The 24,716-nt window shown below is 74.3% G+C and carries 26 protein-coding genes; 17 read left to right on the top strand and 9 right to left on the bottom strand.

The features are described 5' to 3' along the window. Positions 1-14: 14 nt before the first annotated feature. The 3 genes from ACIA8O_RS16240 to ACIA8O_RS16230 all read right to left on the bottom strand — a co-directional run bounded on the left by ACIA8O_RS16240 (position 15) and on the right by ACIA8O_RS16230 (position 3,418). Positions 15-605, bottom strand: a complete 591-nt coding sequence (locus ACIA8O_RS16240; protein WP_396294464.1) for a hypothetical protein — start codon at positions 603-605, stop codon at positions 15-17. Positions 606-710: 105 nt separating this feature from the next. After that, positions 711-2,906, bottom strand: coding sequence for an RICIN domain-containing protein (locus ACIA8O_RS16235; RefSeq protein WP_396294463.1), 2,196 nt, complete (start codon positions 2,904-2,906; stop codon positions 711-713). A 188-nt stretch (positions 2,907-3,094) separates the two neighbouring features. After that, positions 3,095-3,418, bottom strand: a complete 324-nt coding sequence (locus tag ACIA8O_RS16230; protein ID WP_396294462.1) for a putative quinol monooxygenase — start codon at positions 3,416-3,418, stop codon at positions 3,095-3,097. Positions 3,419-3,669: 251 nt separating this feature from the next. Between ACIA8O_RS16230 and ACIA8O_RS16225 the strand changes: the two genes are divergently transcribed. Then, on the top strand, positions 3,670-5,412 hold the full coding sequence (locus ACIA8O_RS16225; RefSeq protein WP_396294461.1) for a hypothetical protein: 1,743 nt from the start codon (positions 3,670-3,672) through the stop codon (positions 5,410-5,412). A 72-nt stretch (positions 5,413-5,484) separates the two neighbouring features. Here ACIA8O_RS16225 and ACIA8O_RS16220 read toward each other — a convergent pair whose 3' ends face one another. Beyond that, a complete protein-coding gene (locus tag ACIA8O_RS16220) occupies positions 5,485-5,958 on the bottom strand; it encodes a hypothetical protein (RefSeq protein WP_396294460.1) in 474 nt (157 codons plus the stop codon). A gap of 165 nt (positions 5,959-6,123) precedes the next feature. Next, positions 6,124-6,804 (bottom strand): hypothetical protein, encoded by a 681-nt coding sequence (locus tag ACIA8O_RS16215; RefSeq protein ID WP_396294459.1) that lies wholly within the window; start codon positions 6,802-6,804, stop codon positions 6,124-6,126. Positions 6,805-6,942: 138 nt separating this feature from the next. Here ACIA8O_RS16215 and ACIA8O_RS16210 point away from each other — a divergent pair, with 138 nt between their 5' ends. The 4 genes from ACIA8O_RS16210 (at position 6,943) to ACIA8O_RS16195 (ending at position 9,382) form a co-directional block, all read left to right on the top strand. Continuing rightward, positions 6,943-8,199: an MFS transporter gene (locus tag ACIA8O_RS16210; RefSeq protein ID WP_396294458.1), complete on the top strand. Its 1,257-nt coding sequence runs from the start codon at positions 6,943-6,945 to the stop codon at positions 8,197-8,199. Positions 8,200-8,360: 161 nt separating this feature from the next. Continuing rightward, positions 8,361-8,600, top strand: coding sequence for a hypothetical protein (locus ACIA8O_RS16205; RefSeq protein WP_396294457.1), 240 nt, complete (start codon positions 8,361-8,363; stop codon positions 8,598-8,600). After that, a complete protein-coding gene (locus ACIA8O_RS16200) occupies positions 8,597-9,055 on the top strand; it encodes a type II toxin-antitoxin system VapC family toxin (protein ID WP_396294456.1) in 459 nt (152 codons plus the stop codon). The genes ACIA8O_RS16205 and ACIA8O_RS16200 overlap by 4 nt, the downstream gene beginning before the upstream one ends. A 96-nt stretch (positions 9,056-9,151) precedes the next feature. Further along, positions 9,152-9,382: a hypothetical protein gene (locus tag ACIA8O_RS16195; protein ID WP_396294455.1), complete on the top strand. Its 231-nt coding sequence runs from the start codon at positions 9,152-9,154 to the stop codon at positions 9,380-9,382. Between the two features lie 69 nt (positions 9,383-9,451). On the opposite strand, the gene ACIA8O_RS16190 is transcribed toward ACIA8O_RS16195, so the two are convergent. Continuing rightward, positions 9,452-9,715, bottom strand: a complete 264-nt coding sequence (locus ACIA8O_RS16190) for a hypothetical protein (protein WP_396294454.1) — start codon at positions 9,713-9,715, stop codon at positions 9,452-9,454. 160 nt (positions 9,716-9,875) lie between these two features. On the opposite strand from ACIA8O_RS16190, the gene ACIA8O_RS16185 reads away from it, so the two are divergent. The 3 genes from ACIA8O_RS16185 (at position 9,876) to ACIA8O_RS16175 (ending at position 13,321) form a co-directional block, all read left to right on the top strand. Then, positions 9,876-10,616, top strand: a complete 741-nt coding sequence (locus ACIA8O_RS16185) for an ABC transporter ATP-binding protein (protein ID WP_396294453.1) — start codon at positions 9,876-9,878, stop codon at positions 10,614-10,616. 1 nt (position 10,617) lies between these two features. Then, positions 10,618-12,012 carry an FtsX-like permease family protein gene (locus ACIA8O_RS16180; RefSeq protein ID WP_396294452.1) on the top strand — a complete coding sequence of 465 codons (1,395 nt, stop codon included), beginning with the start codon at positions 10,618-10,620 and terminating at the stop codon, positions 12,010-12,012. Positions 12,013-12,082: 70 nt separating this feature from the next. Then, positions 12,083-13,321 carry a sensor histidine kinase gene (locus tag ACIA8O_RS16175; protein WP_396294451.1) on the top strand — a complete coding sequence of 413 codons (1,239 nt, stop codon included), beginning with the start codon at positions 12,083-12,085 and terminating at the stop codon, positions 13,319-13,321. A 7-nt stretch (positions 13,322-13,328) separates the two neighbouring features. Here the strand turns inward: ACIA8O_RS16175 and ACIA8O_RS16170 are convergent, their stop codons facing one another. The 3 genes from ACIA8O_RS16170 to ACIA8O_RS16160 form a co-directional block, all read right to left on the bottom strand. Continuing rightward, complete coding sequence (locus ACIA8O_RS16170) at positions 13,329-13,994, bottom strand: LuxR C-terminal-related transcriptional regulator (protein ID WP_396294450.1); 666 nt, start codon at positions 13,992-13,994, stop codon at positions 13,329-13,331. A 71-nt stretch (positions 13,995-14,065) separates the two neighbouring features. After that, the gene (locus tag ACIA8O_RS16165) at positions 14,066-14,944 is read right to left on the bottom strand and encodes a hypothetical protein (protein WP_396294449.1); all 879 of its coding nucleotides are present in this window, start codon (positions 14,942-14,944) and stop codon (positions 14,066-14,068) included. A 71-nt stretch (positions 14,945-15,015) separates the two neighbouring features. Then, a complete protein-coding gene (locus tag ACIA8O_RS16160) occupies positions 15,016-15,702 on the bottom strand; it encodes a substrate-binding domain-containing protein (protein ID WP_396294448.1) in 687 nt (228 codons plus the stop codon). Between the two features lie 65 nt (positions 15,703-15,767). On the opposite strand from ACIA8O_RS16160, the gene ACIA8O_RS16155 reads away from it, so the two are divergent. The 9 genes from ACIA8O_RS16155 to ACIA8O_RS16115 all read left to right on the top strand — a co-directional run bounded on the left by ACIA8O_RS16155 (position 15,768) and on the right by ACIA8O_RS16115 (position 24,670). Next, positions 15,768-16,535 carry an IclR family transcriptional regulator gene (locus ACIA8O_RS16155; protein WP_396294447.1) on the top strand — a complete coding sequence of 256 codons (768 nt, stop codon included), beginning with the start codon at positions 15,768-15,770 and terminating at the stop codon, positions 16,533-16,535. A 195-nt stretch (positions 16,536-16,730) separates the two neighbouring features. Next, positions 16,731-17,873: a 4-hydroxybenzoate 3-monooxygenase gene (locus ACIA8O_RS16150; protein ID WP_396294446.1), complete on the top strand. Its 1,143-nt coding sequence runs from the start codon at positions 16,731-16,733 to the stop codon at positions 17,871-17,873. A gap of 65 nt (positions 17,874-17,938) precedes the next feature. After that, the gene (locus ACIA8O_RS16145) at positions 17,939-18,979 is read left to right on the top strand and encodes an amidohydrolase family protein (protein WP_396294445.1); all 1,041 of its coding nucleotides are present in this window, start codon (positions 17,939-17,941) and stop codon (positions 18,977-18,979) included. Positions 18,980-19,000: 21 nt separating this feature from the next. Beyond that, the gene (gene ligK / locus ACIA8O_RS16140; RefSeq protein ID WP_396294444.1) at positions 19,001-19,690 is read left to right on the top strand and encodes a 4-carboxy-4-hydroxy-2-oxoadipate aldolase/oxaloacetate decarboxylase; all 690 of its coding nucleotides are present in this window, start codon (positions 19,001-19,003) and stop codon (positions 19,688-19,690) included. Between the two features lie 2 nt (positions 19,691-19,692). Next, a complete protein-coding gene (locus ACIA8O_RS16135) occupies positions 19,693-20,613 on the top strand; it encodes an amidohydrolase family protein (RefSeq protein WP_396294443.1) in 921 nt (306 codons plus the stop codon). Next, the gene (gene ligA / locus ACIA8O_RS16130; protein WP_396294442.1) at positions 20,610-21,926 is read left to right on the top strand and encodes a protocatechuate 4,5-dioxygenase subunit alpha; all 1,317 of its coding nucleotides are present in this window, start codon (positions 20,610-20,612) and stop codon (positions 21,924-21,926) included. Before ACIA8O_RS16135 ends, ligA begins: the two co-directional genes overlap by 4 nt. Position 21,927: 1 nt before the next feature. Next, entirely contained in the window at positions 21,928-22,893 is a 966-nt protein-coding gene (locus ACIA8O_RS16125; RefSeq protein ID WP_396294441.1) for a Gfo/Idh/MocA family oxidoreductase, read from the top strand. A gap of 57 nt (positions 22,894-22,950) precedes the next feature. Next, a complete protein-coding gene (locus tag ACIA8O_RS16120) occupies positions 22,951-23,781 on the top strand; it encodes an SOS response-associated peptidase (RefSeq protein ID WP_396294440.1) in 831 nt (276 codons plus the stop codon). A gap of 190 nt (positions 23,782-23,971) precedes the next feature. After that, positions 23,972-24,670, top strand: a complete 699-nt coding sequence (locus tag ACIA8O_RS16115; RefSeq protein ID WP_396294439.1) for a DUF1062 domain-containing protein — start codon at positions 23,972-23,974, stop codon at positions 24,668-24,670. Positions 24,671-24,716: the final 46 nt, after the last annotated feature.

The following is a 24,716-nucleotide window of genomic DNA, read 5'->3' as shown; positions in this document are numbered from 1 at the left end:
CGGCACCGTGGGTGTCAGCGGGAGCGACGGCGGCGGACCAGCAGCACGGCGCCCACCGACACGGCGACGGCGAGGGCGACGGTGGTGACGAGGGTCCCGTGTCCGGTGGCGGGAGCCGGTTCGGCCGTCGTGGTGGTCGGTGAGGCCGACGGGCTCGGGGCCGGGCTCGGGCTGGACGGGGCGGAGGGGGTGGAGGGGACGGACGGCGTGGCGGTGGGGCTGGGGGCGGTGCCGGGGACGGCGGTGACGTCGAGTTCGGCCTCGCCGTGGCCGAGGGCGGGGAAGCCGGAGTCCACCGCCACCGTCCAGTAGCCGGGCGGGAGTTGGCGGGCGGTGGTGTAGACGCCGGGCGGGCCGGGGACGGCGACCAGTGGCCAGGGGCCGACGGCGCGGCCGTCGGTGCTGGTGGCGTTGACGGTGGCGGCGACCTTCTCGTCGACCGGGTCGTGGTCGTTCTGCCAGGTGGCCGTCACGGTGAGGTGGCCGTCCACCAGGGCGGTGACGGCGAAGGCGATGGTGTCGCCGTGGGCGGCGGCGGGGGTGGCCGTGCCGAGGGCGAGCGCGGTGGAGACGGCGAGGGAGGCGGCGAGGGTGCGCAGGCGCACGGGGACTCCTGGGTGAGGGAGGCGGAGAGCCGGTGGTGGCACGGGGCGGGACCCCGTGCCACCACCGGCCCGGGTGCCCTTACGGGCGGGGAACCGGACGGTGCGTCAGGCGGCGGCCTGGATGCTCCAGTTCTGGTAGGCCTGCCCGTTGGGCTGCTGGAGCTCCAGCAGCCAACCGCCGTAGTACCAGCGCTTGCTGGTGCCGAGGACCAGGGTGGAGCCCTTGGCGGTGAGGAGGTGGCTCTGGCCGGCCGCGCCGATCCGCCACTTCTGGGCGTCGGCGGCGGAGCACGGCTGCTGCGCCACGTACTGCCCGGCGACGGCGGTGCCGCCGAGCTGGAGGCACTTGTCGGACTTGGCGGAGCGGATCCGCAGGTAGCCGTCACCGGCGTCGTCGAAGAGCCACTGCTGGTTGCTGTAGCCGGTGCGCTGGTAGCCGATCAGCACGGCGCCGTCCCGGGTGGAGCCGCCCCACATGTCGGCCGCCTGGCCGGTGAGGTCGTTGGTCACCAGGTAGCGGGTGCCGGGCGTGGTCGGGGCGGGGCCGGCCGCCTTGAGGCTGCGGAACGCGGTGGCCTGGCCCGGGCGGCCGACCTTGCCGGAGGCGTCCTGGACGGCGACGGCGACCTTGTACTCGGTGTCCGGCCGCAGGCCGACCAGGCGGACCACGGTGGAGCCGACGATCGCCAGCGAGCGCCCGTCGACCTGGACGTCGTAGCCGCGTGCCCCGGCGACCGCCGGCCAGCTGAGCACGGCCGAGACGGCGGTGGTCTGGCCGACCGTCACCCGGGGGCCGGTGGTGGTGCCGGTCGGGGAGGGGGAGGCGGTCGGGGTCGGGCTCGCGGTGGTCGGGCTCGGGGTCGGGGTCGCGGAGGTGGTGGGGCTCGGGCTGGTGGTGCGGCTCGAACTCGGGCTGGGCGAGGCCGACTTGGTCGGGCTCGGAGTCGGGGTCGGGGTCGGACTCGCGGTGGTCGCGGTCGGGCTGGGCGTCGGGTTCGGCGTGGCGCCGCCGTCGCGCAGGAGGAAGCGGTTGTCGGCGACGTTCCAGTGCGTGGCCAGGTAACTGCCCGGCTGCGGCGCGGTGTTGTAGTAGTCGTCGTGGTTGCAGTCGAGGCGGTCGTCCGAGGCCCGGTTCGGGCAGACGGTCTGCATCTTGGGGTAGTACGGCGAGTCGGAGTAGCACATGATGTCCCACTCGTCGACGCAGTGCGCGCCCTTGCTGGTGTGCGGGGCGCTGTTGTTGACGGCGCCGAGGTTGTGGCCGAGCTCGTGCGCGGCGGTGGAGCCGCCCCAGCAGCCGTTGTCCGTACGGCCGTAGGAGGGGCCGAAGTTGGAGAGGTTGTCCTGGCCCGGGCGCTCGTCGCCGTTGAAGGTGCCTATGCCGCAGTACACGTTCGCGTCCGCGAAGATCATGTACTTGCGGTCCTTGCGGTTGAAGCCCTGTGCGGCGAGCGCCTTGTTGCTCGCGCCGAACTCCTGGAGCGCCGCGTCGGACAGTTCGACGTTCAGCACCGACGCCGAGCAGTCGGACTCGGTGACGTACCGGACGTGCCGGGTGCCGCCGGTCTCCTGGGCGCTCGCGTTGTAGATGACGTCGGTGTCGGCCGCCCACTTCTTGAAGGAGGGCAGGTACTGCCCGAAGCGGTCCTTGCCGGGCCCGTGGACGTAGAGCACCTGGACGCGGTTGCCGGTCGAGCCGTCGCCGTCGCAGACCACCTTGGAGCCCTCGGCCGCGGCGGCCACCGGAGTGCCCGAGGCATCGGCGGGCGCGGCCGCGGCGGCGGTCAGCTGACGGCCGCTCTGCAGGTCGATGACGGGCGGAGCGCCGGCCAACAGGTCGGCGGCGGAGGGGAGTTCACCGCCGGTGACGGTCAGGTCCGGGGCCTTCTGGGTGCCGGTGACGGCCGGCGGGGTGTCCTTCTGCACGTCCTTGCCGGGCGGCGGGGCGTCCGGGCCGTGGGTGCACTGGTGCTCGCCCTCGCCGGCCTTGTAGACGCCCGCGCAGCGGTCGCCGGCCACGGCCGGGACCAGACCGGTGTAGACGAGGCCCTTGGCCGGCTCGTTCTTGGGCACCGAGCTGACCGGGACGGGCTTCTCCTTCTGCAGCGGTGCGGCGGCGGCGGTCGGTTCGACCAACTCCTGGACCACCGGCGCGTCCGCCGAGACGTGCAGGTCGCGACCGTTCTCGCTACCGGTGGTGAGGGCGAAGGTGCCCGCGATCAGTCCCGCCGCGACGGCCGCGGCGGCGAACGTCAGTCCGCGACGGCTCCTACGGCGGTGTGACTGCCTCTTGCGTGACATGGGTCTCCTCGTCGGCAGACGGGGAAGTAATGCGTGCCGACACATGGGAGACCCGTGGCGGAGCGGGGATAACGGAAAATTCGCCCGTTTCTTCGAAGCGGGCCGGCGGCTCCGGGGGTGCCGGGCCGCCGGCCCGTACGGGGACCGGGTCGGACGTGTCCGTCCGACGGACGGAGTGTCAGGGAGTGTCAGTCGATCCGGAGCTCGCCCATCCGGCTCCAGCCGTTCGCGCCCTCGATGGTGGTGCTGACGATCTCGGGGGTGCGGGTCACCAGCGGGCGCATGGTCTCCAGCCCGGCGGCGAAGTGTGCGGAGGTCACGTGCGCCTCGGCCGCGCCGTCCGCGAAGGCCTCGACCAGGACGTAGGTGTCCGGCTCCTCGAGGCTGCGGGACCACTCGAACCAGAGGTTGCCCTCCTCGGCGCGGGTGGCGCGGGTGAACTCCGCGACCTTCTCCGGCCAGACGTCGACGTACTCGGGCTTGACGGGGAATTTCACCACAATGAAGATCATTCGCCGATTGTAGGCATCTCCGGCACGGGCCCCGGACGGGCGTGCGCGGAGCGGGGCCGACGGAGCGGGGCCGGCGGGGCGGGCGAACGCGGCAGGTCAGCGGCAGGTCAGAGGCGGTCACCGGATGGAGCCGTGCGGTTGTGGGGGGTGATCGGCATCACTAGCGTTCGATTCGTCCAGCCAGGTCCCGGCCCCGGCCGGTTGTCGTTCCTCGTGCCCGTCCCTCGTGCCCGTGCGCGATCGGAGATGCCGTGCTCAGTTCGTTCCCACGCGCCGTCAGGACCTGTGCGCTCCTTGCCGGTCTGCTCCTGCTGGCCGCCCCCGCCGCCGCGGCCGCTCCCTCGCCCCAGGTCACGCAGGACTCGCTGACCCCCGGCACGGCCCTGCCGGACACCCCGGTCACGGCCCGGCTGACGGTCAGGTCCTCCACCTGCTTCACGGTGGCGGTGCTGGGGGTGGGCATCCGGGACGCGGCGGGCAACAACCTGGACTTCCCCGGGGCCGTGACCAACCAGCGGATCTGCCCGCAGGCCGTGACGGTCGGGACCGGGGCCCGGTCGTTCCCGGCCGGCACCTACCGGATGTTCGGCTTCTACCAGGAGCAGGGCGGGGCCTGGAAGAACCTGCCGGAGCAGACCCTCACCGTGGCCCCGCCCCCACTGGCCGTGACGGTGGACAGGTTGAGCCCGAAGAGCGCGGAGCCGGACACCCCGGTGGCGGGACAGCTGACCCTGCACGCCACCAGGTGCTTCACCGCCGCGGTGGTGGGGATCGGAGTACGGGACGCGGCCGACCACAACCTGGACTTCCCCGGAGCCCTGACGAACCAGCAGATCTGCCCGCAGGGACTGACGGTGAAGACCGGCACGCGGTCCTTCCCGGCGGGCACGTACCGGATGTTCGGCTTCTACCAGGAGCAGGACGGCGGCTGGAAGAACCTGCCGGAGCAGACCTTCACGGTCGCGGAGGCCCCGCTGGTCGTGACGGCGGACCGGACGGCCCCGGACGGCGCGACCGCCGGCACCCCGGTGGCGGGCCTGTTGACCCTGCACGCCTCGAAGTGCTTCACGGCCGCGGTGGTGGGGATCGGGGTGCGGGACGCGGCCGACCACAACCTGGACTTCCCCGGAGCCCTGACGGACCGGCAGGTCTGCACCCAGGACGTCACGGTGCGGACCGGCACGCGGTCCTTCCCGGCGGGCACGTACCGGATGTTCGGCTACTACCAGGACCAGGCCGGCGCCTGGCACAACCTCCCCGAGCGGCCCTTCACCGTCACGGAGCCGTCGACCCCCACCCCGGAGCCGCCGGTCGCCGGCAAGGAGCTGGTCTGGCAGGACGAGTTCGACGCCCCGATCTCCGCCCTCAAGTGGAACCGGGCGACCAGCAGTGCCTACCGCTACGGCACCTACAACCCGGACGACGACAAGCTCGACCGGATCGACCCCGACAAGGTCACCGTGACGGACGGCGCGGCGGTCTTCTCCGCCCGCCCGAGCGGCTTCACCCTCCCCAACGGCCGCAAGGCCTGGGACACCGGGCTGATCACCACCGAACACACCGCCGAGCGGTTCATGGTGCGGACCGGCGACTACGCCGAGACCCGCATCCGGATGCCCGAGGAGATGGGTGCCTGGCCCGCGCTGTGGACCTGGCACCAGGGCGGCAACGAGATCGACTCCTTCGAGTACCACCCCGACAACCCTTCGCTGCTGGAGCTGACCAACCACGTCAACCCGGCGCAGAAGTTCTGGAACGGCCCCACCGCCGTGAAGCCCGGCGGGTGGACCACCATCGGCACCCACTACGGCGCCGACTCGGTCGACTGGTACGTCAACGACGTCAAGGTCTTCTCGGACAAGACCGGGGTCGGCGCCCGGTGGTCGGCCTACCTGATCCTCAACCTCTCCCTCTGCTCCGGCGACTACCACCCCTCCCCGAAGGGCACCGGCACGGTGAGCTTCGCCGCGGACTACGTCCGGGTGTACCGCTGAGCCGGGGACGGCCGAGGGGTGGTGACGCGGTGCTCCCGGTACCGCTGACACCGGGTCACCACCCCGTCCGCACTACTCGGTCAGCACCTCGTCGGAGACCGTGACGGCGAAGGAACCCGTGTCCAGCGCCCCGGGCGCGGTGTCCTCGCCGACCGTGACGGTGCCGCCCTCCAGGACGCCGGTGGCGTCGGCGGCCAGCCGGGCCGGGACGATGGCGGTGGCCGTGTTCCCGGCGGGGAGGCCCCGGCGGTAGTGGCAGGTGACCGTCTGCCGCTCGGCCGAGCAGTTCTCCGGGAAGAACGGCCCTTCCGGGGTGACACCCTCCGGGAGGGTGACCACCACGGTGAACGCCTCGCTGCGCGCCGACCCCTCGTTGACCACCAGCGCGCGGACGGTCGCGACCTCACCGGCCGGCGCCGGGTCCGGGTCCTGGGCGATCACCTTCAGGGGCCCGGCCCCCGCCGCCGCCGCACCGGGCACGGCCTGGACCACCACCCCCGTCAACGCGCAGCAGACGGCTGCCGCCGCCACCAACCTTCGAACCATCGGACCAGCTCCTCACCGGACGGGCCGTCACCGGAACGGTGCACGGACGTCCGTCCACGTAAGCAGCCGTCCGTGGGCGGCCCCCGCAGCGCGGAGGCCGCCACACGGGCCGCTCGCCCGATGGGCGCAGCCGCCGGACGCTCTTCCCGGCCCTCCGACGGGCCGTCAGGACGGCTCGCGGGGGACGGCGGCGAAGACCGGGGCACGGGGGGAACGGACCAGGCGGTACCAGGGGAGGTGGCGGTCGAAGCGGGCCCGGGCACCGGGCGCGGCGGAGCGGAGGTCGGCGAGCAGGGCGGAGTCCGGGACGCGGTGGGCCAGTTCGGCGAGCACCGGGTCGGCGGTGGGGACGCGCAGGGCCGGGGCGGGGAGCAGCGGGAGGTCGGGGCCCCCGGGGTGGAGGGCGTCCCAGAAGTCGTCGGCACAGGCCTGCGGGTCCTCGTCCGGGCCGTACTCGTCGGCGAGCTCCTCGGCGGTGGTGAGCAGCCGGTCCAGCCAGGCGGCGAGCGAGCCGGCCTGGAGGAAGAGGCCGCCCTCGCGGTACTGCATCAGCACCTGCCCCCAACCGCCGTCCGGCCCGAGGTCGACCCAGGTGAGGCCGCCGCCACCGTCGTCCGAGACCACCCAGTGCGGCTCGGGCAGGCCGTGGTCGGAGCCCTGGCGCGGGTGCCCGGTGAGGGTGAACTCCACCGGCGGAACGGTGAACCCGCCCACCCGGCCCACCAGTTCGGCCACGTCGGCGGGCGCGGGGACGGGCAGCCGGCCGCCCGGCAGGACGCGCGGGTCGTAGGGGACCCGGGCGGCGAGGGCGTGCAGGCGGGCGAGGACGGATTCTCCGGTGATCACCCCCGCGAGGCTACCGGCCGGAGGTCCGGGCACGTCCGGGCGGGAAACTCGGGAAGCTCGGGAAACTCGGGAGACAGGGAGGAGGTGCGCTCCCTAGCATCGGGCTGCTCGTGCCCGTTCCTGCCGATTGGTCCTGCCGTGAAACCCCTGCTGCCCCCGGTGCTCCGCGAGGAACCGCAGTTCGCCCGGCTGTTCGCCGGGCAGGCGCTCTCGGTCCTGGGGGACCGGATCACCATGGTGGCGCTGCCGTTCGCGGTGCTGGCCATCGGCGGGTCGATGGCCGACGTCGGGTTGGTGGCGGCGGCCGGGCTGGTGCCGATGCTGCTGTTCACCCTGGCCGGCGGGGTGTGGGCGGACCGCTTCCCACGGCACCGGATCATGCTGGTCTCGGACGTGGTGCGGTGCCTCACACAGGCGGCGGTGGCGCTGCTGCTGCTCACCGGTCAGGCCCAAGTCCCCTACCTGATCGGCCTGATGATGGTCTTCGGCACCGCCGACGCCTTCTTCATGCCGGCCGCCACCGGGCTGGTGCCGCTGGTGGTCTCGGCGGAGCGGCTGCGCGAGGCCAACGCACTGCGCGGGCTGGTGCAGTCGGCCGGTCTGGTGGTTGGCCCGGCGCTGGCGGGCGGGCTGGTGGCGCTGGCCGGGCCCGGGGGCGCGCTGGCCGTCGACGCGGCGAGCTTCGCCGTGAGCGCGGCGTTCCTCACCCGGCTGCGCCCACGGGCGGCAGCGGCCGCCGACGCCCCCGCCGGGGCGAGCTTCCTGGCGGAGCTGCGGGAGGGCTGGAGCCATGTGCGGTCCAGGAGTTGGGTCTGGTCCGGGATGGCGGCGATGGGTGTCTACCACGTGGTGGTGCTGCCCTCGATCTTCGTCCTCGGGCCGGTCCTCTCCGAACGCGAGTGGCACGGGGCCGAGGGCTGGTCGATCGTGACCGTCGCCTTCGGGGTGGGCGCGGTGGCCGGCGACCTGCTGGCCTACCGGCTGCGCCCGGCACGGCCGTTGGCCCTCGGCGCCGCCGCGCTGGCGGTGGCCTCCTGCCAGGCCGTCATCATCGGCGCAGGCCCGTCCGTGTGGGTGGTCGCCGCCCTGGAGGCCGTCACCGGGGTCGCGGTCTCGCTCTTCTTCGTCCTCTGGGAGACCAGCCTCCAGACCCACATCCCCGAGCACGCCCTCTCCCGGGTCAGCTCCTACGACTTCCTGCTCTCCTCCGGCCTGATGCCCCTCGGCCTGGTGGTGGCCGGCCCGGTCGCCGCCGCCGCCGGCCTGCGGCCCACCCTCTACGCCATGAGCGCCGTCGGCGTCGCCTCCGCCCTCCTCCTGCTCGCCGTCCCGACGGTCCGTCACCTCCCCGACCGCGCCGAACCGGCGGCCGACCCGGAGCCGCTCCCGGCGTGAGCCGTGTCCCGCCGGGCGCACCAGGACACACGACCGGGTGAAGCCGGACGGGGCGGGCTCCGGAAGCGCTTCGGACGCGCGACACTGCACCGAAGGGACCGACGGGCTGAGACGAGGGAGCCGGATTGGACGGGCAGGGGCAGCCGGCGGAGGAGCCGCAGGTGCGGCCGATCACCGCTCAGGTGACGGTCACCGGCCCGGAGGCGGCCGCGCTCCGGGAACTCGCCGCCGTTCTCGGACGGCCGGCGGAGGCGCTCGCGCTGGAGTACGTGGCCGGGGCCCTGAAGCTGCCGGCCACCAGCATCGGTGAGAGCGAGTTCGCGGACTGGGCCCTGTTCGACGGGCCTGAGGACTTGGCCGCCACAGCCGACCACCACCTGGCCGAGGGCTTCGGCCTGTGATCGCCACCCCACCGGCGGCGCCGGGGTTCGCAGTGGCTGACACGGGTGTGCTGCTGGCGGCCTTCAACGCACGCGACAGCCATCACCAGGCGGGGGTGGTCACGCTGAACCTGCCGAAGGCCTTGATCATTTCACCGTTGGTCCTTGCCGAGCTGGACCACCTTCTGCACGCCTGCTTGGGAGAGCAGGCCTCGGTCGACGCCATCACCCGCATCGGTGCACTCGCCGGCCAGGGGCGGGTCCAGATCGCCACGGTCGACCGCCCGGTACTGGCGGAGGCGGAGCAGCTGATGCGCCGTCATCTCGGCCAGGCCCTCGGCCTTGCCGACTGCGTCAACGCGGTACTGGCCTGGCGTCTCACCCGGCCCGCACTGCTGACCTTCGACAAGCACTACAGCGCTGTCCTCGCGCCGCGCCGTCCCGGTGAGAAGCCGATCGAGGTCCATCCTGGCTGAGCCGGGTGGCGCAGGCAACGCCGAGGCGGGAGGCCGCTGCACTGGGGCGGAAGAACGGCCGTGACCTGCGGCTTCGGATGTGGCAGGCTCGGCCGGATGAACAGTGCGGCGGATGGTGAACGGTCGGTGGTGGAGGAGACTGCCCGGTTCGCGGCCTGCGGGGTGAACGGCGTGCCCGGGGTCATGCACGCCCTCGGCGCGCGCGGCACGCTGTGCGGTACGGCGGCGCGGTACATCACCGTCTACCTGATGCTGTTCGAACCCGCCTACCTTGCGTCGTGCCGTCGGTGCCGACGTCTGGTCGAGGAGGCCGTGGGCGAGGGGTGACACCTCGTCGGCCGGGTGCTGTGCGGTGAGGGGTGCCGCCCCGGGGGCGGGGTACCTCTCGGGGTGGGGCTACTGGCTCCAGGTGCCGGTGGCCCAGAGGGCGCCGCCCTTGCCCGGGCCGCCCTTGTCGTTGATCAGGGAGAGCACCAGGTTGCCGTCGGGCTGCATGGCCAGGGTGGAGAGGTTGTCCTTGGCGACCAGGCGCCGGCCCGAACTCAGCTGCCCTCCCTGGCGGATGTCGACCGTCCCCGGCCACTGGTCGCGCGGCAGGTCGCACTTGGGCATCGGCGTCATCATGTCGGCCGCCGCGGCGCGGATCACACGTCGCCGCATGCTCTCCCCCTCGTGGTCGTTCCAGGTGTTGCGTCAACGAACAGAACCTGCGGGGCAGTGGGAGAACGCCATCCCCGGCCGGCGGGGTGTGGAAAACCGAACCCCGGGGACGGGGGCGGGCACGGTCGATCCGGGCGGGCGGGGTGCCGAGGATGGGGGCATGGAAAGCAACGAACCACTCGTCACCGCCTCCGTGCGGGACCTGCACCGCTCGTACGGGCGCGGCGGCCGGGCCGTCCACGCGCTGCGCGGGGTGAGCCTGACGCTGCGTCGGGGGACCTTCACCGCGATCATGGGGCCTTCGGGGTCGGGCAAGACCACGCTGCTGCACTGTCTGGCGGGGATGGACCGGCCGAGCAGGGGGGAGGTGTGGTGGGGCGGGACGGAGGTGTCGCGGCTGCCCGAGCGGCGGTTGGCGGAGCTGCGGCGCAGTCAGGTCGGGTTCGTGTTCCAGGCGTTCAACCTGATGCCGGCCATGACGGTTGCCCAGAACGTGGAGCTGCCGGGCCGGCTCGCCGGGCGGCGGGTGGAGCGGGCGGCCGTGCGGGAGGTGCTGGCCCGGGTCGGGCTGGCCGGGCGGGAGCGGCACCGGCCGGGGCAGCTGTCCGGCGGGCAGCAGCAGCGGGTGGCGATCGCCCGGGCGTTGCTGGCCCGTCCGTCGGTGCTGTTCGCCGACGAGCCGACCGGGGCGTTGGACCGGGCCACCGGCCACGAGGTGCTCGGGTTGCTGCGCGAGGGGGTCGACCGGGAGGGGCAGACGTGCGTGATGGTCACCCACGACCCCGTCGCGGCGGGGTACGCGGACCGGGTGGTGGTGCTGGCCGACGGCCTGCTCGTCGACGACCTCGACCGCCCCTCGGCCGGGGCGGTCGCCGACCGCCTGGCCCGGACGGGGGGCTGAGGTGGCCGACACCGTCGCCGTGCTGCGGCTGGCCCTCGGGCAGCTGCGCCTGCGCCCCGCCTCCTTCCTCGGTCTCGCGGCGGCCCTGCTGCTCGCGGAGGCGGCCGTCACCCTGTTCGGCTCCCTGATCGCGGCCCAGGCCTCGGCACCGTCCGGGGCGCGGGCGGCGGCCGGGCCGGGGCTGGTCCTGATCGCCGGCGCGTTCGGCGAGATCGCCGTGCTGGTCTCGCTCGTCACCGTGGTCAACGCGCTCGGGTTCACGGTCCGTCAGCAGTACCGGGAGCTGGCCCTGCTGCGCACCGTGGCCGCCACGCCCCGGCAGGCCAGGCGGCTGGTCCGGCGGCAGGTGGCGGCCGTGGTGCTCGCGGTCACCCCGGCGGGGTGGGTGCTCGGGCGGGTGGGGGCGCGCTGGTTCCTGGCGGAGTTGACGGTCCGCGGGATGGCTCCGGCGGGTCTGGCGGTGCCGGGGACTCCCCTGCCGCTGCTGGTGGCGCTCGCGGTGGCCCTGCTGGTCTCCCTGGCGGCCACGGAGGTCGCGGTACGGCGGATCTCCCGGATCGCCCCCGCCGCCGCCCTGGCGGAGAGCGGTGACGAGGGGCCCAGGACCGGCCCGCTGCGGATGGTGGCCGGACTGGCCGCACTGGCCGGCGGCGCGGCGCTGGTCCGGCTCGCGGCCACCGCGGCGCCGGACAAGTCGGGCCAGGCCGCGCTGCTGGCCGCGCTGGTGCTGCTGGTCGCGGTCGGGCTGCTGGGGCCCCTGGCGGCCGGGCCCGTGACGGCCCTCCCCGGGCTGCCGGTCCGGCTGCTGGCCCGCCGTGCGGGCTGGCTCGCCGAGGCCAACCTGCGCGGCTACGCGCACCGGCTGTCGGCGGCGGTGGTCCCGATCGCCCTGCTCACGGGCCTGGCGGGCACCATGGTCCTCATGACCACCACCGTGGAGCGGCTGACCGCCGCCGCCCTGCCACCGGGCAGCGGACTCGCGACCGTCACCTCGGAGACCGACAGCTGGCTCCGGCAGGCCGAGTTCACCATGCTGGCCGGCTTCGCGGCCGTGGCCACCGTCAACACCCTGGTGGCCCTCACCGCCGACCGCCGCCGCGAGTTCGCCCTGCTCGTCCTGGTCGGGGCGACCCGCCGTCAACTGGCCCGGATGCTCGGCGCCGAGGCGCTGCTGACGGCCGTGGCCGGAGTGCTGCTCGGCGCGGTGGTGGCCTTCACGGCGGCCGGTGCGTTCAGCCTCCCGCTCACCGGGTCGGTGGTGCCGGCGGTGCCCTGGGGGACCTTCGGGTGGATCGTGGCCGGGGCCGGTGTGCTGACTCTGCCGAGCGTCCTGGGGACCGGCCTGCTGGTGTCGGCCGGTCCGGCGGTGGCGGCGGTCGGCGGTCGGCGTGGCTGAGACATCGGCTGAGGCATCGGGAGTGGCATCGGGGGTGGCAGGAGTGTCCGGGGCGGAAGGAGCGTCGAGGGTGGAAGGAGCGTCGAGGGTGGTGGGGGCGCGGGCGGGCGGGTTCGTGTTCGCGGTCCTGGGGCTGCCGGTGGCGCTGCTCGGCGGGGTGTACGCGCTGGCGGTGCTGTACGCGGGCACCCTGCTCTCGCTCACCGTGCTCGGGCTGCCCCTGGTGGCGGCCGGGCTGTACGGTGCGCGTGCGCTCGGTGGGCCGCAACGGTGGCTGGTGGCACGGCTGTTGGGGGAGGTGGTGGAGCCGCCCGCGCCGCTGCCGGGTGGCGGGGGAGTGCTAGCCCGGGTACGGACCGGGCTCACCGATCCGGTCGGGTGGCGCGGTCTGCTCCATCTGGGCCTGCGGCTGCCGGTCGGGGTGCTGACCTTCGCCGTGGCGGTCCCGCTGCCGCTCGGCGGCGCGTGGCTGGTGGCCTTCCCGCTGGTGGCGCTCGCCCTGCCGGCGGGGGAGCGGCCGCAGTGGTGGCTCACCGGTGCCGGGCTGCTGCTGGGGCTCGGGGTACTGGCCGTGCTGCCCGCCGCGTTCCGGGTGACGCTCCGGCTGAACCGTTACCTGGCACGGCAGTTGCTCGGGCCGGCCGGGACGCAGCACCGGGTGCGGCAGCTGGAGCGGGCACGGTCGGCGCTGCTGGCCGGGGCCGCCGACGACCTCCGCCGCCTGGAGCGGGACCTGCACGACGGGACGCAGGCGGAGCTGGTCGCGATCGCCATCACCCTCTCCCTGGCGGAGGACGCCCTGGGCAGCGGCGCGGGAGCGGGGCGGGACGGAGTGGATCCGGAGCGGTTGCGGGCGCTGCTCGGACGGGCCAGGCGGCAGACCGACTCGGCCGTCACCGGCCTGCGCCGGCTGACCCGGGGCATCCACCCCGTCGCCCTGGACCAGGGCTTGGCGGCCGCACTGCCCGCACTGACCGCGGCCGCCCCCGTCCCGGTCACCACCACGGTGGAGCTGCCGGAGCGCCCGGACCCGGCGGTCGAACGGGCCGTCTACTTCTGCGCCGCCGAGCTCCTCACCAACCTCGCCAAGCACAGCGGGGCGGACCGGGCCGAGGTCCTGCTGCGGTCCCGGGCGGGGAAGGTGCGGCTGAGCGTCCGCGACAACGGCCGGGGCGGGGCGCAGGCCCTCGCGGGCGGCGGGCTGGCCGGTCTGGGCGAACGGCTGGCGGCGGTGGACGGCACCCTGCGCGTCGACAGCCCGCGGGGCGGGCCCACCACCGTCACCGCCGAGCTGCCGGCCACGCTCTGAGCCTCCGTCAGGGGAGCTCGGCGAGGTAGGTGAGGACGGCCTTGACCCGGCGGTTGTCCGAACCCGTGGCCGGCAGGCCGAACTTGGCGAAGACCGACGCGACGTGCTTCTCCACGGCCCGCTCGGAGACCACCAGCGCGTCGGCGATCGCCCGGTTGGACCGGCCCTGCGCCATCAGCTCCAGCACCTCCCGCTCGCGCGGGGTGAGGTCCGCCACCGGACTGCGCCGGCGCCCGTCACGCAGCACGGCGGTGAGGATCTCCGGGTCCAGCGCGGTGCCGCCCGCCGCCACCCGGTGCAGCGCGTCCACCAACTCCGCGGTGCGGGCCACCCGTTCCTTCAGCAGGTACCCGACACCGGCCGCCCCGCTCTCCAACAGCCGTGCGGCCCAGGCGGGTTCGAGGTGCTGCGAGAAGAGCAGCACCGGCCGCCCCGGCCTGGCCGCCCGCAGTTCCACGGCCGCCCGGATGCCCTCGTCGGTGTGGGTGGGCGGCATCCGGATGTCCAGCACGCAGACGTCCGGGTCGTGCGCGGCCACGGCGGCCGTCAACTCCGGTACCGTGCCGACCGCTTCGAGCACCTCGCACCCCCGGGCGCGGAGCAGCTCCACCATCCCCTCCCGCAGGATGACGGAGTCCTCGGCCAGTACCACCCGCAACGCACGTTCGTTCATGATCCCATTGAACGACGGAGGAGCGCCGCCCGTGGAACCGGGGCGGCGCTCCCTCGTCGGAGCGGGTGGGGTTACTGGCCCCAGGTGCCGGTGGCCCAGAGGGCGCCGCCCTTGTCGGGGCCGCCGTCGCTGCGGTAGACGACGAAGTTGCCGTCGTCCTGGAGCAGGGCGTAGGCGTTCTGGTTGCCGTAGGTGCCGGTGGACCAGAGCGGATTGACCCAGGTGCCCTGGCCCTTCTGCATCGGGTAGACGACCAGGTTGCCGTCGCCGTGCATGACCAGCATCGCGCCGGGGTTGCCGTAGGTGCCCGAGGCCCAGAGCAGCCTGTCGTCACGCTTGCTGTGGATCGTGACGTTGCCGTCCGGCTGGAGGAACAGCCAGACCGAGGCCGACTGCGTCCAGGCGCCGCCGTTCATCTTCCGGTCGGCGCACAGGGCCTGGGTGGCGTCGTAGGTGCCGGCGCTCCAGCCCGGGTCGCTGATGTTGCTGACCATGAAGCCGCCGCCGGGGGTGAGCCAGGCGGTGCTGCCGCGCTGGCCCCAGGTGCCGGTGGACCAGAGCGCCCCGCCGGTGTCCTCGCCGCCGTTGGCCTCGTAGACCACGAAGTTGCCGTCCCACTGCATCTTGGCGTAGGCGCCGGGGTGGCCCCAGGTGCCGCTGTGCCAGATCGGGTGGTTGGGGCCGCCCTTGTCGTTGATCAGGGAGAGCACCAGGTTGCCGTCGGGCTGCATGACCAGGGTGGAGAGGTTGTCCTTGGCGACCAGGCGCTGGCCCGAGGTGAGCCGCTGTCCCTGGTTGATGTCGACCGTGCCCGCCCACGGCTCCTTGCTGCGCTCGCACTTGGTCGTCGGGTACGGAAGTTCCTCGGCCTGTGCGGTCGGTATCAGGCCGATCGTCGCCGCGGCGGCCAGCAGGCCGGCTGCCGCGGTGCGGATCACGCGTCGCCGCATGATCTCCCCCTTTTGAATCGTTCTTGATCGTTCTCCGTCGAACAGTACACGCGCCCTCCGACAGCGATCGGTCAACGGGGCTGGTGGGAGCGCATGCCGTGGGTGAGATGTGACACGTCGTCAGCGGCGAGGAGGGCGAGCAGGCGGCGGGCGGCGGCGGGGTGGGGAGAGGTGGCGAGGACGGCGGCGGAGAAGGTGGAGGTGATGGCGGTGGGGCCGGGAAGGGGGCCGAGGAGGCGGATGCCGGGGTGGCCGGTGAGTTCGCTGCGCTGCTGGAAGGCGAGGTCTGCGGTGCCGTCGCGGAGCAGGGCGGCGACCGGGACGCCGGGCGGGGCCTGACGGAGGGTGAGGCGGCCGACGAGGCCGAGGCGGTGGAGCAGGGCGAGGAGGGCGGTGCCGCTGGGGCCGGTGGAGTGGGCGACGGCGGAGGCGGAGAGGAGGAGGGCGCGCAGGTCCCCGGGGGTGGCGAGCGGGCGTGCCGGGGCGGTGGCGGGGACGGCGGCGACGGTCTCGGAGTCCCAGAGGGGGAGGGGCGGGGTGACGAGGCGGCCCTCGTGGTGGAGGGCGGTGAGGGCGTCGGAGGCGAGGACGGCCACGTCGGCGCGGGCGGCCGCGCGGATGCGGCGGGCGGTCTCCACGCCGCCCGCGGCCTCGAAGCGGACCGCGAGGCCGTGGGCGGCGCCGAGGCGTTCGGAGAGCTCGGCGAGGAGGGGGCGGACGGCCATGGAGGAGAGGCCGAGGAGGGCGGGACCGTTCAAGGGAGGGCCTTCGCTGCTGGTCGGGGGAGGGGTGGAAGCGGGGGGAGGTCTGGAAGACTGGCGGGATGAGTACGTCCCGGGTCACGGCGGCCGGCAAGGTCCTCCAGGTGCTGGCGCTGTTCGACCGTGAGCACCCCGCGCTGACGCTGTCGGAGATCGCCCGCCGCACCGGCCTGCCGGTCAGCACGGCCCACCGGGTGGTGACGGAGCTGGCGGCCTGGGGAGCGCTGGAGCGGGCCGAGGACGGCTCCTGGCACGTGGGGCTGCGGCTGTGGGAGATCGCCTCGGGCTGTCCGAGGACGCAGATCCTGCGCGACGCTGCGCTGCCGTTCATGCAGGACCTGTACGAAGCCACGCACGAGAACGTCCAGTTGGCGGTCCGCGAGGGGACCGAGCTGGTCTTCGTGGAGCGGATCGCCGGGCACCGCTCGGTGGACCTGCTGACCATGGTGGGGACGCGCTTCCCGATCGGGTCGACCGGGATGGGGCGGGTGCTGCTGGCGTACGCGCCCGGGGAGCTGCAGGAGGAGGTGCTCGGGGCGCCGCTGCGGGCCTGGACGGAGCACACGGTGACGGACCCGAAGGCGCTGCGCGCGCAGTTGGACCTGATCCGGCGCGAGCAGGTCTTCGTGAGCGACCGTCAGCTCCAGGAGGCGACCGTGGGGGTGGCGGCCCCGGTGCGGACCGGCCGGACCGGGCCGGTCGGCGCGGTGCTGGGGATCGTGGTCGCGGCGCGGGGGACGGAGCGGGTGCGCGGGCTGCGCGAACCCTTGCTGCGGGCGGTGCACGGGATCTCCGAGGAGTTGGGGCGGCGGGCCCGGACGGCGCTCTGAGGGCGTCCTGAGGGCGCGTCCTGAGGGCGGCTGCCGAGGGTGCCGATCCTGCCCGGGAGGGGCGGGCCGCGGGCGGGGCTTTCCGTCTGACGGAAAGGGGGGCGACGCGGCGGGGCGCGGGGTGCCAACGTTCGGAACGTCCCCGGCGCCGCCCGCCCGGGGCATCCCCAGACCCCTACCCTCCCGGGAGCCGCCGTGCCCGAAACGACCGTCGACGGGACGATCGTCGACACCGTGACCGAGGTGCCCGTCGCCGTGGTCGGGGCCGGGCCGGCCGGGCTGATGCTGGCTCACCTGCTTGGCCGGGCGGGCGTGGAGAGCGCCGTGCTGGACCTGCGGACCCGCGCGGAGATCGAGACCACCCACCGGGCCGGGATCCTGGAGGCCGACGTGGCCAGGGACCTGGTGGAGACCGGGGTGGGCGACCGGATCCTGCGCGAGGGCCAGGAGCACACCGGCACCGAACTGCGGGTCGGCGGCCGCCCGTACCGGATCGACTTCCGGGAGCTGGTCGGCGCCTCGGTCTGGCTCTACCCGCAGACGGAGGTCTTCAAGGACCTGGCCGACGCCCGCGAACGCGACGGCGGGACGGCCCACTTCGGGGTGCGCGACACCGAGGTGCTGGACGTCGGCACGGACGCGCCCCGGGTGCGGTTCACCGCCGCCGACGGGACGCGGCACGAGCTGCGGGCCCGGTACCAGGTCGCCTGGTTCGGGGTGATGGCCCAAGCACCCTCCAGCGCGGAGGAGTTGGTCTACGCGCAGTCCGACCGCGGTTTCGCGCTGATCAGCCGGCGGACCGAGACCGTGCAGCGGATGTACTTCCAGTGCGCCCCGGACGAGCGGGTGGAGGACTGGCCGGAGGAACGGATCTGGGCCACCCTCCAGGAGCGGGTGGCGGGCGAGGACGGCTTCCGGCTGACCGAGGGCCCGGTGCTGGAGCGGACGGTGCTGCGCTTCCGCTCCTTCGTCCAGGAGCCGATGCGCTGGGGCTCGCTGCTGCTCGCCGGGGACGCCGCGCACACCGTGCCGCCGACCGGAGCGCGCGGGCTGAACCTGGCGCTGCACGACGTCAAGGTGCTGGCCGGCGTGCTGACGCGGGCCCTGGGGCGGGAGGGCGAACCGGCCCTGGACGCGTACCAGCCCGCCGCGCTGCGCCGGGTCTGGCGGGCCCAGCACTTCTCCTCCTGGATGACCCGGCTGCTGCACACCCCGCCCGGCGCCACCCCGTTCGAACTGCGCCGCCAACTCGGCGAGCTGGACTGCGTGGTGGGGACCCGGGCGGGCCGCGCCTACCTGGCCGAGCAGTACACCGGCTGGCCGTCCGCCGACCGCTGAGGCCGAGTGCCGAAGACGGCCGCCGAAGACGACCCGACACCCTCCAGGATCCAGGAGCACCACGCGTGATCATCGACAGCCACGGCCACTTCACCACCGCCCCGCCCCCGCTCGCCGCCTGGCGGGAGCGCCAGATCGCGGCGGCGGGCTCCCCGCAGGACGCCCCCGACCCGGACGAACCGGTCATCACCGACCAGGAGTTGCTCCGCGCGGTCGAGGAGAACCAGCTGCGCGTGATGGACGAGCGCGGCACCGACCTGATGGTCTTCTCCCCGCGCGCCAGCTTCATGGCCCACCACATCGGGGACTTCGCGGTCTCCTCCGCCTGGGCCCGGATCTGCAACGACCTGGTGCACCGGGTCGCCACCCTGCTGCCCGACCGCTTCGCCATGGGCGCGATGCTCCCGCAGTCGCCCGGCGTCGACCCGGCGAGCTGCCTGCCGGAGCTGCGGCGCGCCGTGGAGCAGCTCGGCGCGGTCTCGGTGAACCTCAACCCCGACCCCTCCGGCGGGAGGTGGACCGCGCCGCCGCTGACGGACCGGAGCTGGTACCCGCTGTACGAGGCGCTGGTGGAGTACGACGTCCCCGCCATGGTGCACGTCTCCACCTCCTGCAACCCGGCCTTCCACACCACCGGCGCGCACTACCTGAACGCCGACACCACCGCCTTCATGCAGCTGCTCCAGGGCGACCTGTTCGCCGACTTCCCGACCCTGCGGCTCGTCATCCCGCACGGCGGCGGCGCCGTCCCCTACCACTGGGGCCGCTTCCGCGGCCTGGCACAGGCGCTCGGACGGCCCGAACCGGAGGAACTCCTGGGCCGCAACGTGTACTTCGACACCTGCGTCTACCACCAGCCCGGCATCGACCTGCTCACCGAGGTCGTCCCCGCCGAGGCCCTGCTGTTCGCCAACGAGATGATCGGCGCCGTCCGCGGCACCGACCCGCGCACCGGCCACCCCTACGACGACACCCGGCGCTACCTCGACGCCACCCCGCACCTGACCGGGGCGCAGCGGGCCGCCGTCCTCGGCGGCAACGCCCTGCGCGTCCACCCCCGCCTGGCCGCCCGGCTGGCGGCCCGTCCCGCCCGCCCCGGCGGCTGACCACCCTTCAGGAGCACTCCCGTGGAACACACCGAACTCGGCCTGGTCCGGACCTCGGTCACCCGCGCCGACCCGGCCGCCGTGGCCGCGCTCTCCGCCTTCGGCGTCGCCACCGTCCACGAGGCGATGGGCCGCACCGGCCTGACCCGCCCCCACCTGCGCCCCGCCTACCCCGGCGCCCGCCTCTGCGGCACCGCCGTCACCGTCCTCCTGCAACCCGGCGACAACTGGATGCTGCACGTCGCGGCCGAGCAACTGCGGCCCGGCGACGTGGTGGTGGCCGCCTGCACCACCGAGAGCGAGGACGGCTTCTTCGGCGAACTGCTCGCCACCTCCTACCGCGCCCGGGGCTGCGCCGGACTGGTCATCGACGGCGGGGTGCGGGACGTGGCCGACCTGGCCGCGATGGACTTCCCGGTCTTCGCCCGCGCCGTCAACGCCCGCGGCACGGTCAAGGCCACCCTGGGCTCCGTCAACGTCCCGGTGGTGTGTGCCAACGCGCTGGTCCGGCCCGGTGACGTGGTGCTGGCGGACGCGGACGGCGTGGTGGTGGTGCCGCGCGAGCGGGCCGCCGAGGTGGCCGTGGCCGCGGCGGAGCGCGAGGCCGCCGAGGCCGGCCGGCGCGAGCGGCTGCGGGCGGGCGAGCTCGGCCTGGACCTGTACGGCATGCGCGGCCCGCTGGCCGCGCTCGGACTGCGCTACGAGGACTGACCATGGCCACCGAGAAGACCCCGGGCTGGCTGGACCGGCACCCGGCCCCGTCCCGGCCCGAACTCGCGCTGCCCGAAGGGGCGGTGGACGCGCACTGCCACGTCTTCGGGCCGGGCGACGCCTTCCCCTACGCCCCCGAGCGCAGGTACACCCCGTGCGACGCCTCCGCCGAGCAGCTCTTCGCCCTGCGCGACCACCTGGGCCTGGCCCGCAACGTGATCGTCCAGGCCACCTGCCACGGCGCCGACAACCGCGCCCTGCTGGACGCGCTGCGCCGCTCCGGCGGCCGGGCCCGGGGCGTGGCCACCGTCCGCCCCGGGGTCTCCGAGGCGGAGCTGCGGGAGCTGCACGAGGCGGGGGTGCGCGGCGTCCGGTTCAACTTCGTCCGGCGCCTGGTGGACGTCACCCCCGAGGCGGAGCTGCGGGAGGTGGTGGCGCGGATCGCGCCGCTGGGCTGGCACGTGGTGCTCTACTTCGAGGCCGCCGACCTGGCGGAGCTGGCCGGCTTCTTCCTCTCGATCCCGGTGCCGCTGGTGGTCGACCACCTCGGCCGCCCGGACGTCGCCGAGGGCGCGGACGGACCGGGGTTCGGCGCCTTCCTGGACTTCCTGCGGGCCCGGGAGGACATCTGGTGCAAGGTCAGCTGCCCCGAGCGGCTCTCGCTGACCGGCCCGCCGGCGCTGGACGGCGAGAGGAACGCCTACCGGGACGTGGTGCCGTTCGCCCGCCGGGTGGTCGAGGAGTTCCCCGACCGGGTGCTCTGGGGCACCGACTGGCCGCACCCCAACCTGACCGGCCACATGCCCGACGACGGGCTGCTGGTCGACCACCTGGCCCACGTCGCCCCCACCGGCGAGCTGCTGCGACGGCTGCTCGTCGACAACCCGATGCGCCTCTACTGGCCGTCCGACGAGAGGAGTTGAGCGACTTGGACCGCGCGTACCGGCAGGTGCCGGGGACCACGATCTTCGATGCCGAGCAGTCCGCCAAGGGCTACCACCTCAACCAGTTCTGCATGTCGCTGGCCACCGCCGAGAACCGGGCCGCCTACCTGGCCGACGAGCGCGCCTACCTGGACGCCTGGCCGCTGCGCGAGGGGCAGCGGCGGGCGCTGCTGGAGCGCGACCTCAACGCCGCGATCGCCGAGGGCGGGAACATCTACTTCCTCGCCAAGTGGGGTGCCACGCTGGGGCTCTCGTTCCAGCAGATGGCGGGCTCGATGACCGGCATGACCGAGGAGGAGTACCGCGCGATGATGGCCGGCGGCGGCCGCCCGGCGGGCCGGCGCCTCGACCACGCCGTGCTGGAGGCCGCCCACGCCGAGCCGGCCGGGCAGGCCCGGATCTCGGCCGCCGTCTTCACCTCGCACGTACCCGCCATCGGCGCCGCGATGGACCACGGGAAGACCCAGGAGCCTTACTGGGAACCGGTGTTCGCGGGGTACGAGCCCACCCGGCGGTGGGCGGAGGAGCACGTCCCCGACGTGGTGGTCCTGGTCTACAACGACCACGCCAACGCCTTCGACCTCTCCCTGGTCCCCACCTTCGTGCTCGGCACCGGCGCCGTCTTCCCCGTCGCCGACGAGGGCTACGGCCCCCGCCCGGTGCCGGAGGTCGAGGGGGACCCGGAGTTCGCCGCGCACCTGGCGCACTCCCTGATCCGGGAGGACTTCGACCTGACGCTGGCCCAGCAGATGCCGGTGGACCACGGGCTGACGGTGCCGCTCTCGCTGGTCTTCGGCGAGGTGGAGCGCTGGCCCTGCAAGGTGGTCCCGCTGCACGTCAACGTGGTCCAGTACCCCGTGCCCTCGGGCGCACGCTGCTTCGCCCTGGGGCGGGCGCTGCGCCGGGCCGTCGAGTCCTACCACCGGCCGCTGGACGTCCAGGTCTGGGGCACCGGCGGGATGAGCCACCAACTCCAGGGCCCGCGCGCCGGGTTGATCAACCGGGAGTGGGACAACGCCTTCCTGGACCGGCTGGTCGCCGACCCGGCGGGCCTGGCCGGGGTGCCGCACCTGGAGTACGTCGAGCAGGCCGGTTCGGAGGGCATCGAGCTGGTGATGTGGCTGATCGCGCGCGGCGCGCTGAGCGACGTCGACGGCGACGGCACCGTATCGGCCGAACACCGCTTCTACCACGTGCCGGCGTCCAACACGGCCGTCGGCCACCTCATCCTGACCGACCACAGCCCGACCGACCACCCGCAGCCGCACGCCGGTTCCGCGGAGGAGGAGTGACATGAACGAGCAGCAGCAGCCCCTGCGGATCGCCCTGGCGGGCGGCGGCGCCTTCGGCGCCAAGCACGCCGCCGCCCTGCGCCGGATCGAGGGCGTGGAGGTGGCCGCGGTGGTCAGCTCCGGCTCGGAGAGCGCGCGCAGGTTCGCCGCCGAGCACGGGATCGGGCGGGCCGCGGCCGGCCTGGACGAGGTGCTGGCGATGGACGACGTGGACGCCGTCGTCCTGGCCACCCCGACGCCGCTGCACGCCGCCCAGACCCTGGCCTGCCTGGAGGCCGGCAAGCACGTCCAGGTGGAGATCCCGGTCGCCGCCTCGCTGGCGGACGCCGAGGCCTGCGTCGCCGCGCAGGAGCGCACCGGCCTGGTCGCGATGGCCGGGCACACCCGGCGCTTCAACCCCAGCCACCAGTGGATCCACCGGCGGGTCGCGGCCGAGGAGTTCTCCCTCCAGCAGCTGGACGTGCAGACCTACTTCTTCCGCCGCAGCAACCTCAACGCCCTCGGGCAGGCACGGAGTTGGACCGACCACCTGCTCTGGCACCACGCGGCGCACACCGTCGACCTGTTCGCGTACCAGACCGGCTCGCCGATCGTCCGGGCCAACGCCCTCCAGGGCCCGGTCCATCCGGAGCTGGGCATCGCGATGGACATGTCGATCCAGCTCCAGGCCGCGAGCGGCGCGATCTGCACCCTCTCGCTCTCCTTCAACAACGACGGGCCGCTCGGCACCTCCTTCCGCTACATCGGCGACACCGGCACCTACCTGGCCCGCTACGACGACCTGCTGACCGGCCACGAGGAGGTGGTGGACGTCAGCGGGGTCGACGTCTCCCTGGACGGCATCGAGCTCCAGGACCGCGAGTTCGTCGCCGCCATCAGGGAGGGCCGGGAGCCGAACGCCTCGCTGGCGCAGGTGCTGCCCTGCTACCGCACCCTGGCGGAGCTGGAGCGACAGCTGACCGGATGACCCGGCCGTCGGCGGTTCTGCTGACGCACGGTGGGACGGGGGAGGAGGATGGGGACCATGTGCGGTCGCTTCGTCTCCACCTCCACCCCGTCCGACATCGCCCAGCTGCTGCGGGCGGTGGTCCAGCCCTCCGCCGAGACCCTGGCACCCTCCTGGAACGTCGCGCCGACCAACCTGGTGGCCACGGTGCTGGAGCGGGTGGACCGGGAGACGGGCGAACTGGTGCGGGGAGTGGAGGCGCTGCGGTGGGGGCTGGTGCCCTCCTGGTCCAAGGACCCCAAGGTCGGAGCCCGGATGATCAACGCCCGGGTGGAGACCGCGCACGAGAAGCCCTCCTTCCGCAAGGCCTTCACCACGCGGCGGTGCGTGGTGCCGGGCGACGGCTACTACGAGTGGAAGCCGGTCGAGGCGGCGGAGGGCCGCAAGGCCTACAAGCAGCCCTACTACCTCCACCGCCCGGACGGCGGGCCGCTGTTGATGGCCGGCCTCTACGAGTACTGGCGCGACCGCTCGGTGACCGCGGACGACGACCCGGCCGCCTGGCTGGTCACCTGCACCCTGCTCACCACCGAGGCGGTGGGGGGGGGGGGGGGCGGGCCCCCCCGGGGGCCCCGCCCCCCCCCCCCCCCCCCCCCGCGGGGGGCGCCCGCCCCCCCCCCCCCCCACGACCGGATGCCCGTCACCCTCCACCCCGACCGGCTGGACGCCTGGCTCGACCCGGAGCTCTCCGAGGTCGAGCAGGTGCGGGCCCTGCTCTCCGGCCCCGCCGCCGAGTTGGCGATCCGGCCGGTGGGCACCGCGGTCAACGGCGTCCGCTCGAACGGGCCGCAGCTGCTCGTCGAGGTGGCCGACCCGCTGGCGGGCGTCACCGGCGGGCACGACGCCTGAGCCCCGCCGGCGGCCGGCCGGAAAACCGTTTGCCGCGGCGGTCGGCGCCGAGGATGATCGCGCCCATGGACAAGTGACGGCTGCCACGTAGCAACCACCCCTCAGCGCGCGGGACCACCATGCCGCCCCCGGCGCACCGCCCAGGGGCGATGACGCGCGCTTCCGTCCTGTCCAGAGAGCGATCACCCACATGCACACCAACCGCAAGGCCCGCTGGGCCGTGCGCCGGTTCGGCCTGCCCACCGTCGTCCGCCCCTGCCCGGACTGCCCCTCCACCCGGCACCGCCCCTCCGGCAGGATCCGGGTCAACGCCAACGGCAAGCTGCTCGACGTCTGGCTGCTCCTCAGCTGCGCCGGCTGCGACCGCACCTCCAAGGTGCCGGTCCACGAGCGGGCCCACGTCTCCTCCCTCGACCCGGCCCGGCTGGTCGCCTACGAGAACAACGACCCGGCAGTGGTGGGGGAGTTGACGATGAACGCGTCACTCGCCGCGAAGCACGGCTACCGCCTGGACTGGGCCCGCACCTGGGAGCTGGACACCCGGATGCCGCTCTACGCCCTCGACGACCCCCACGCCTTCGAGATCCGGGTCCACTTCGACCTCCCGGCCCCGATCCGGGCGGAACGGCTCCTCTGCCTCGGGCTCGGCCTCAGCCGCGGCGAAGTCCGCCGCCTGGTGGACGGGGGCCGCATCCAGCTCCCCGTACCGCTGGAGGCCAAGGCCCACCGCGACTTCACCTTCACCCTCCACGGCCCGGGCGCGGTCGACGCGGCCCGGCACCCGGCGGTGGCCGCGGCCGAACCGCCGTTGCCACTGGCGCGCTCGGCCCGGTACCCCAGCGGTGCTTCTCCGTCTGTTGGCCGCGCCGCGCCGCGCCGCGTGCAGTGACGGTGCTCGGGGCAGTGCACCGATGTGAGTGACCACACCTCAGCAA

This window comes from Kitasatospora sp. NPDC051853 (genome assembly GCF_044452665.1).
Classification (GTDB): Bacteria; Actinomycetota; Actinomycetes; order Streptomycetales; family Streptomycetaceae; genus Kitasatospora.
The sequence above is the reverse complement of the archived record's forward strand: the minus strand, read 5'-3'. Positions and strand labels throughout refer to the sequence as shown.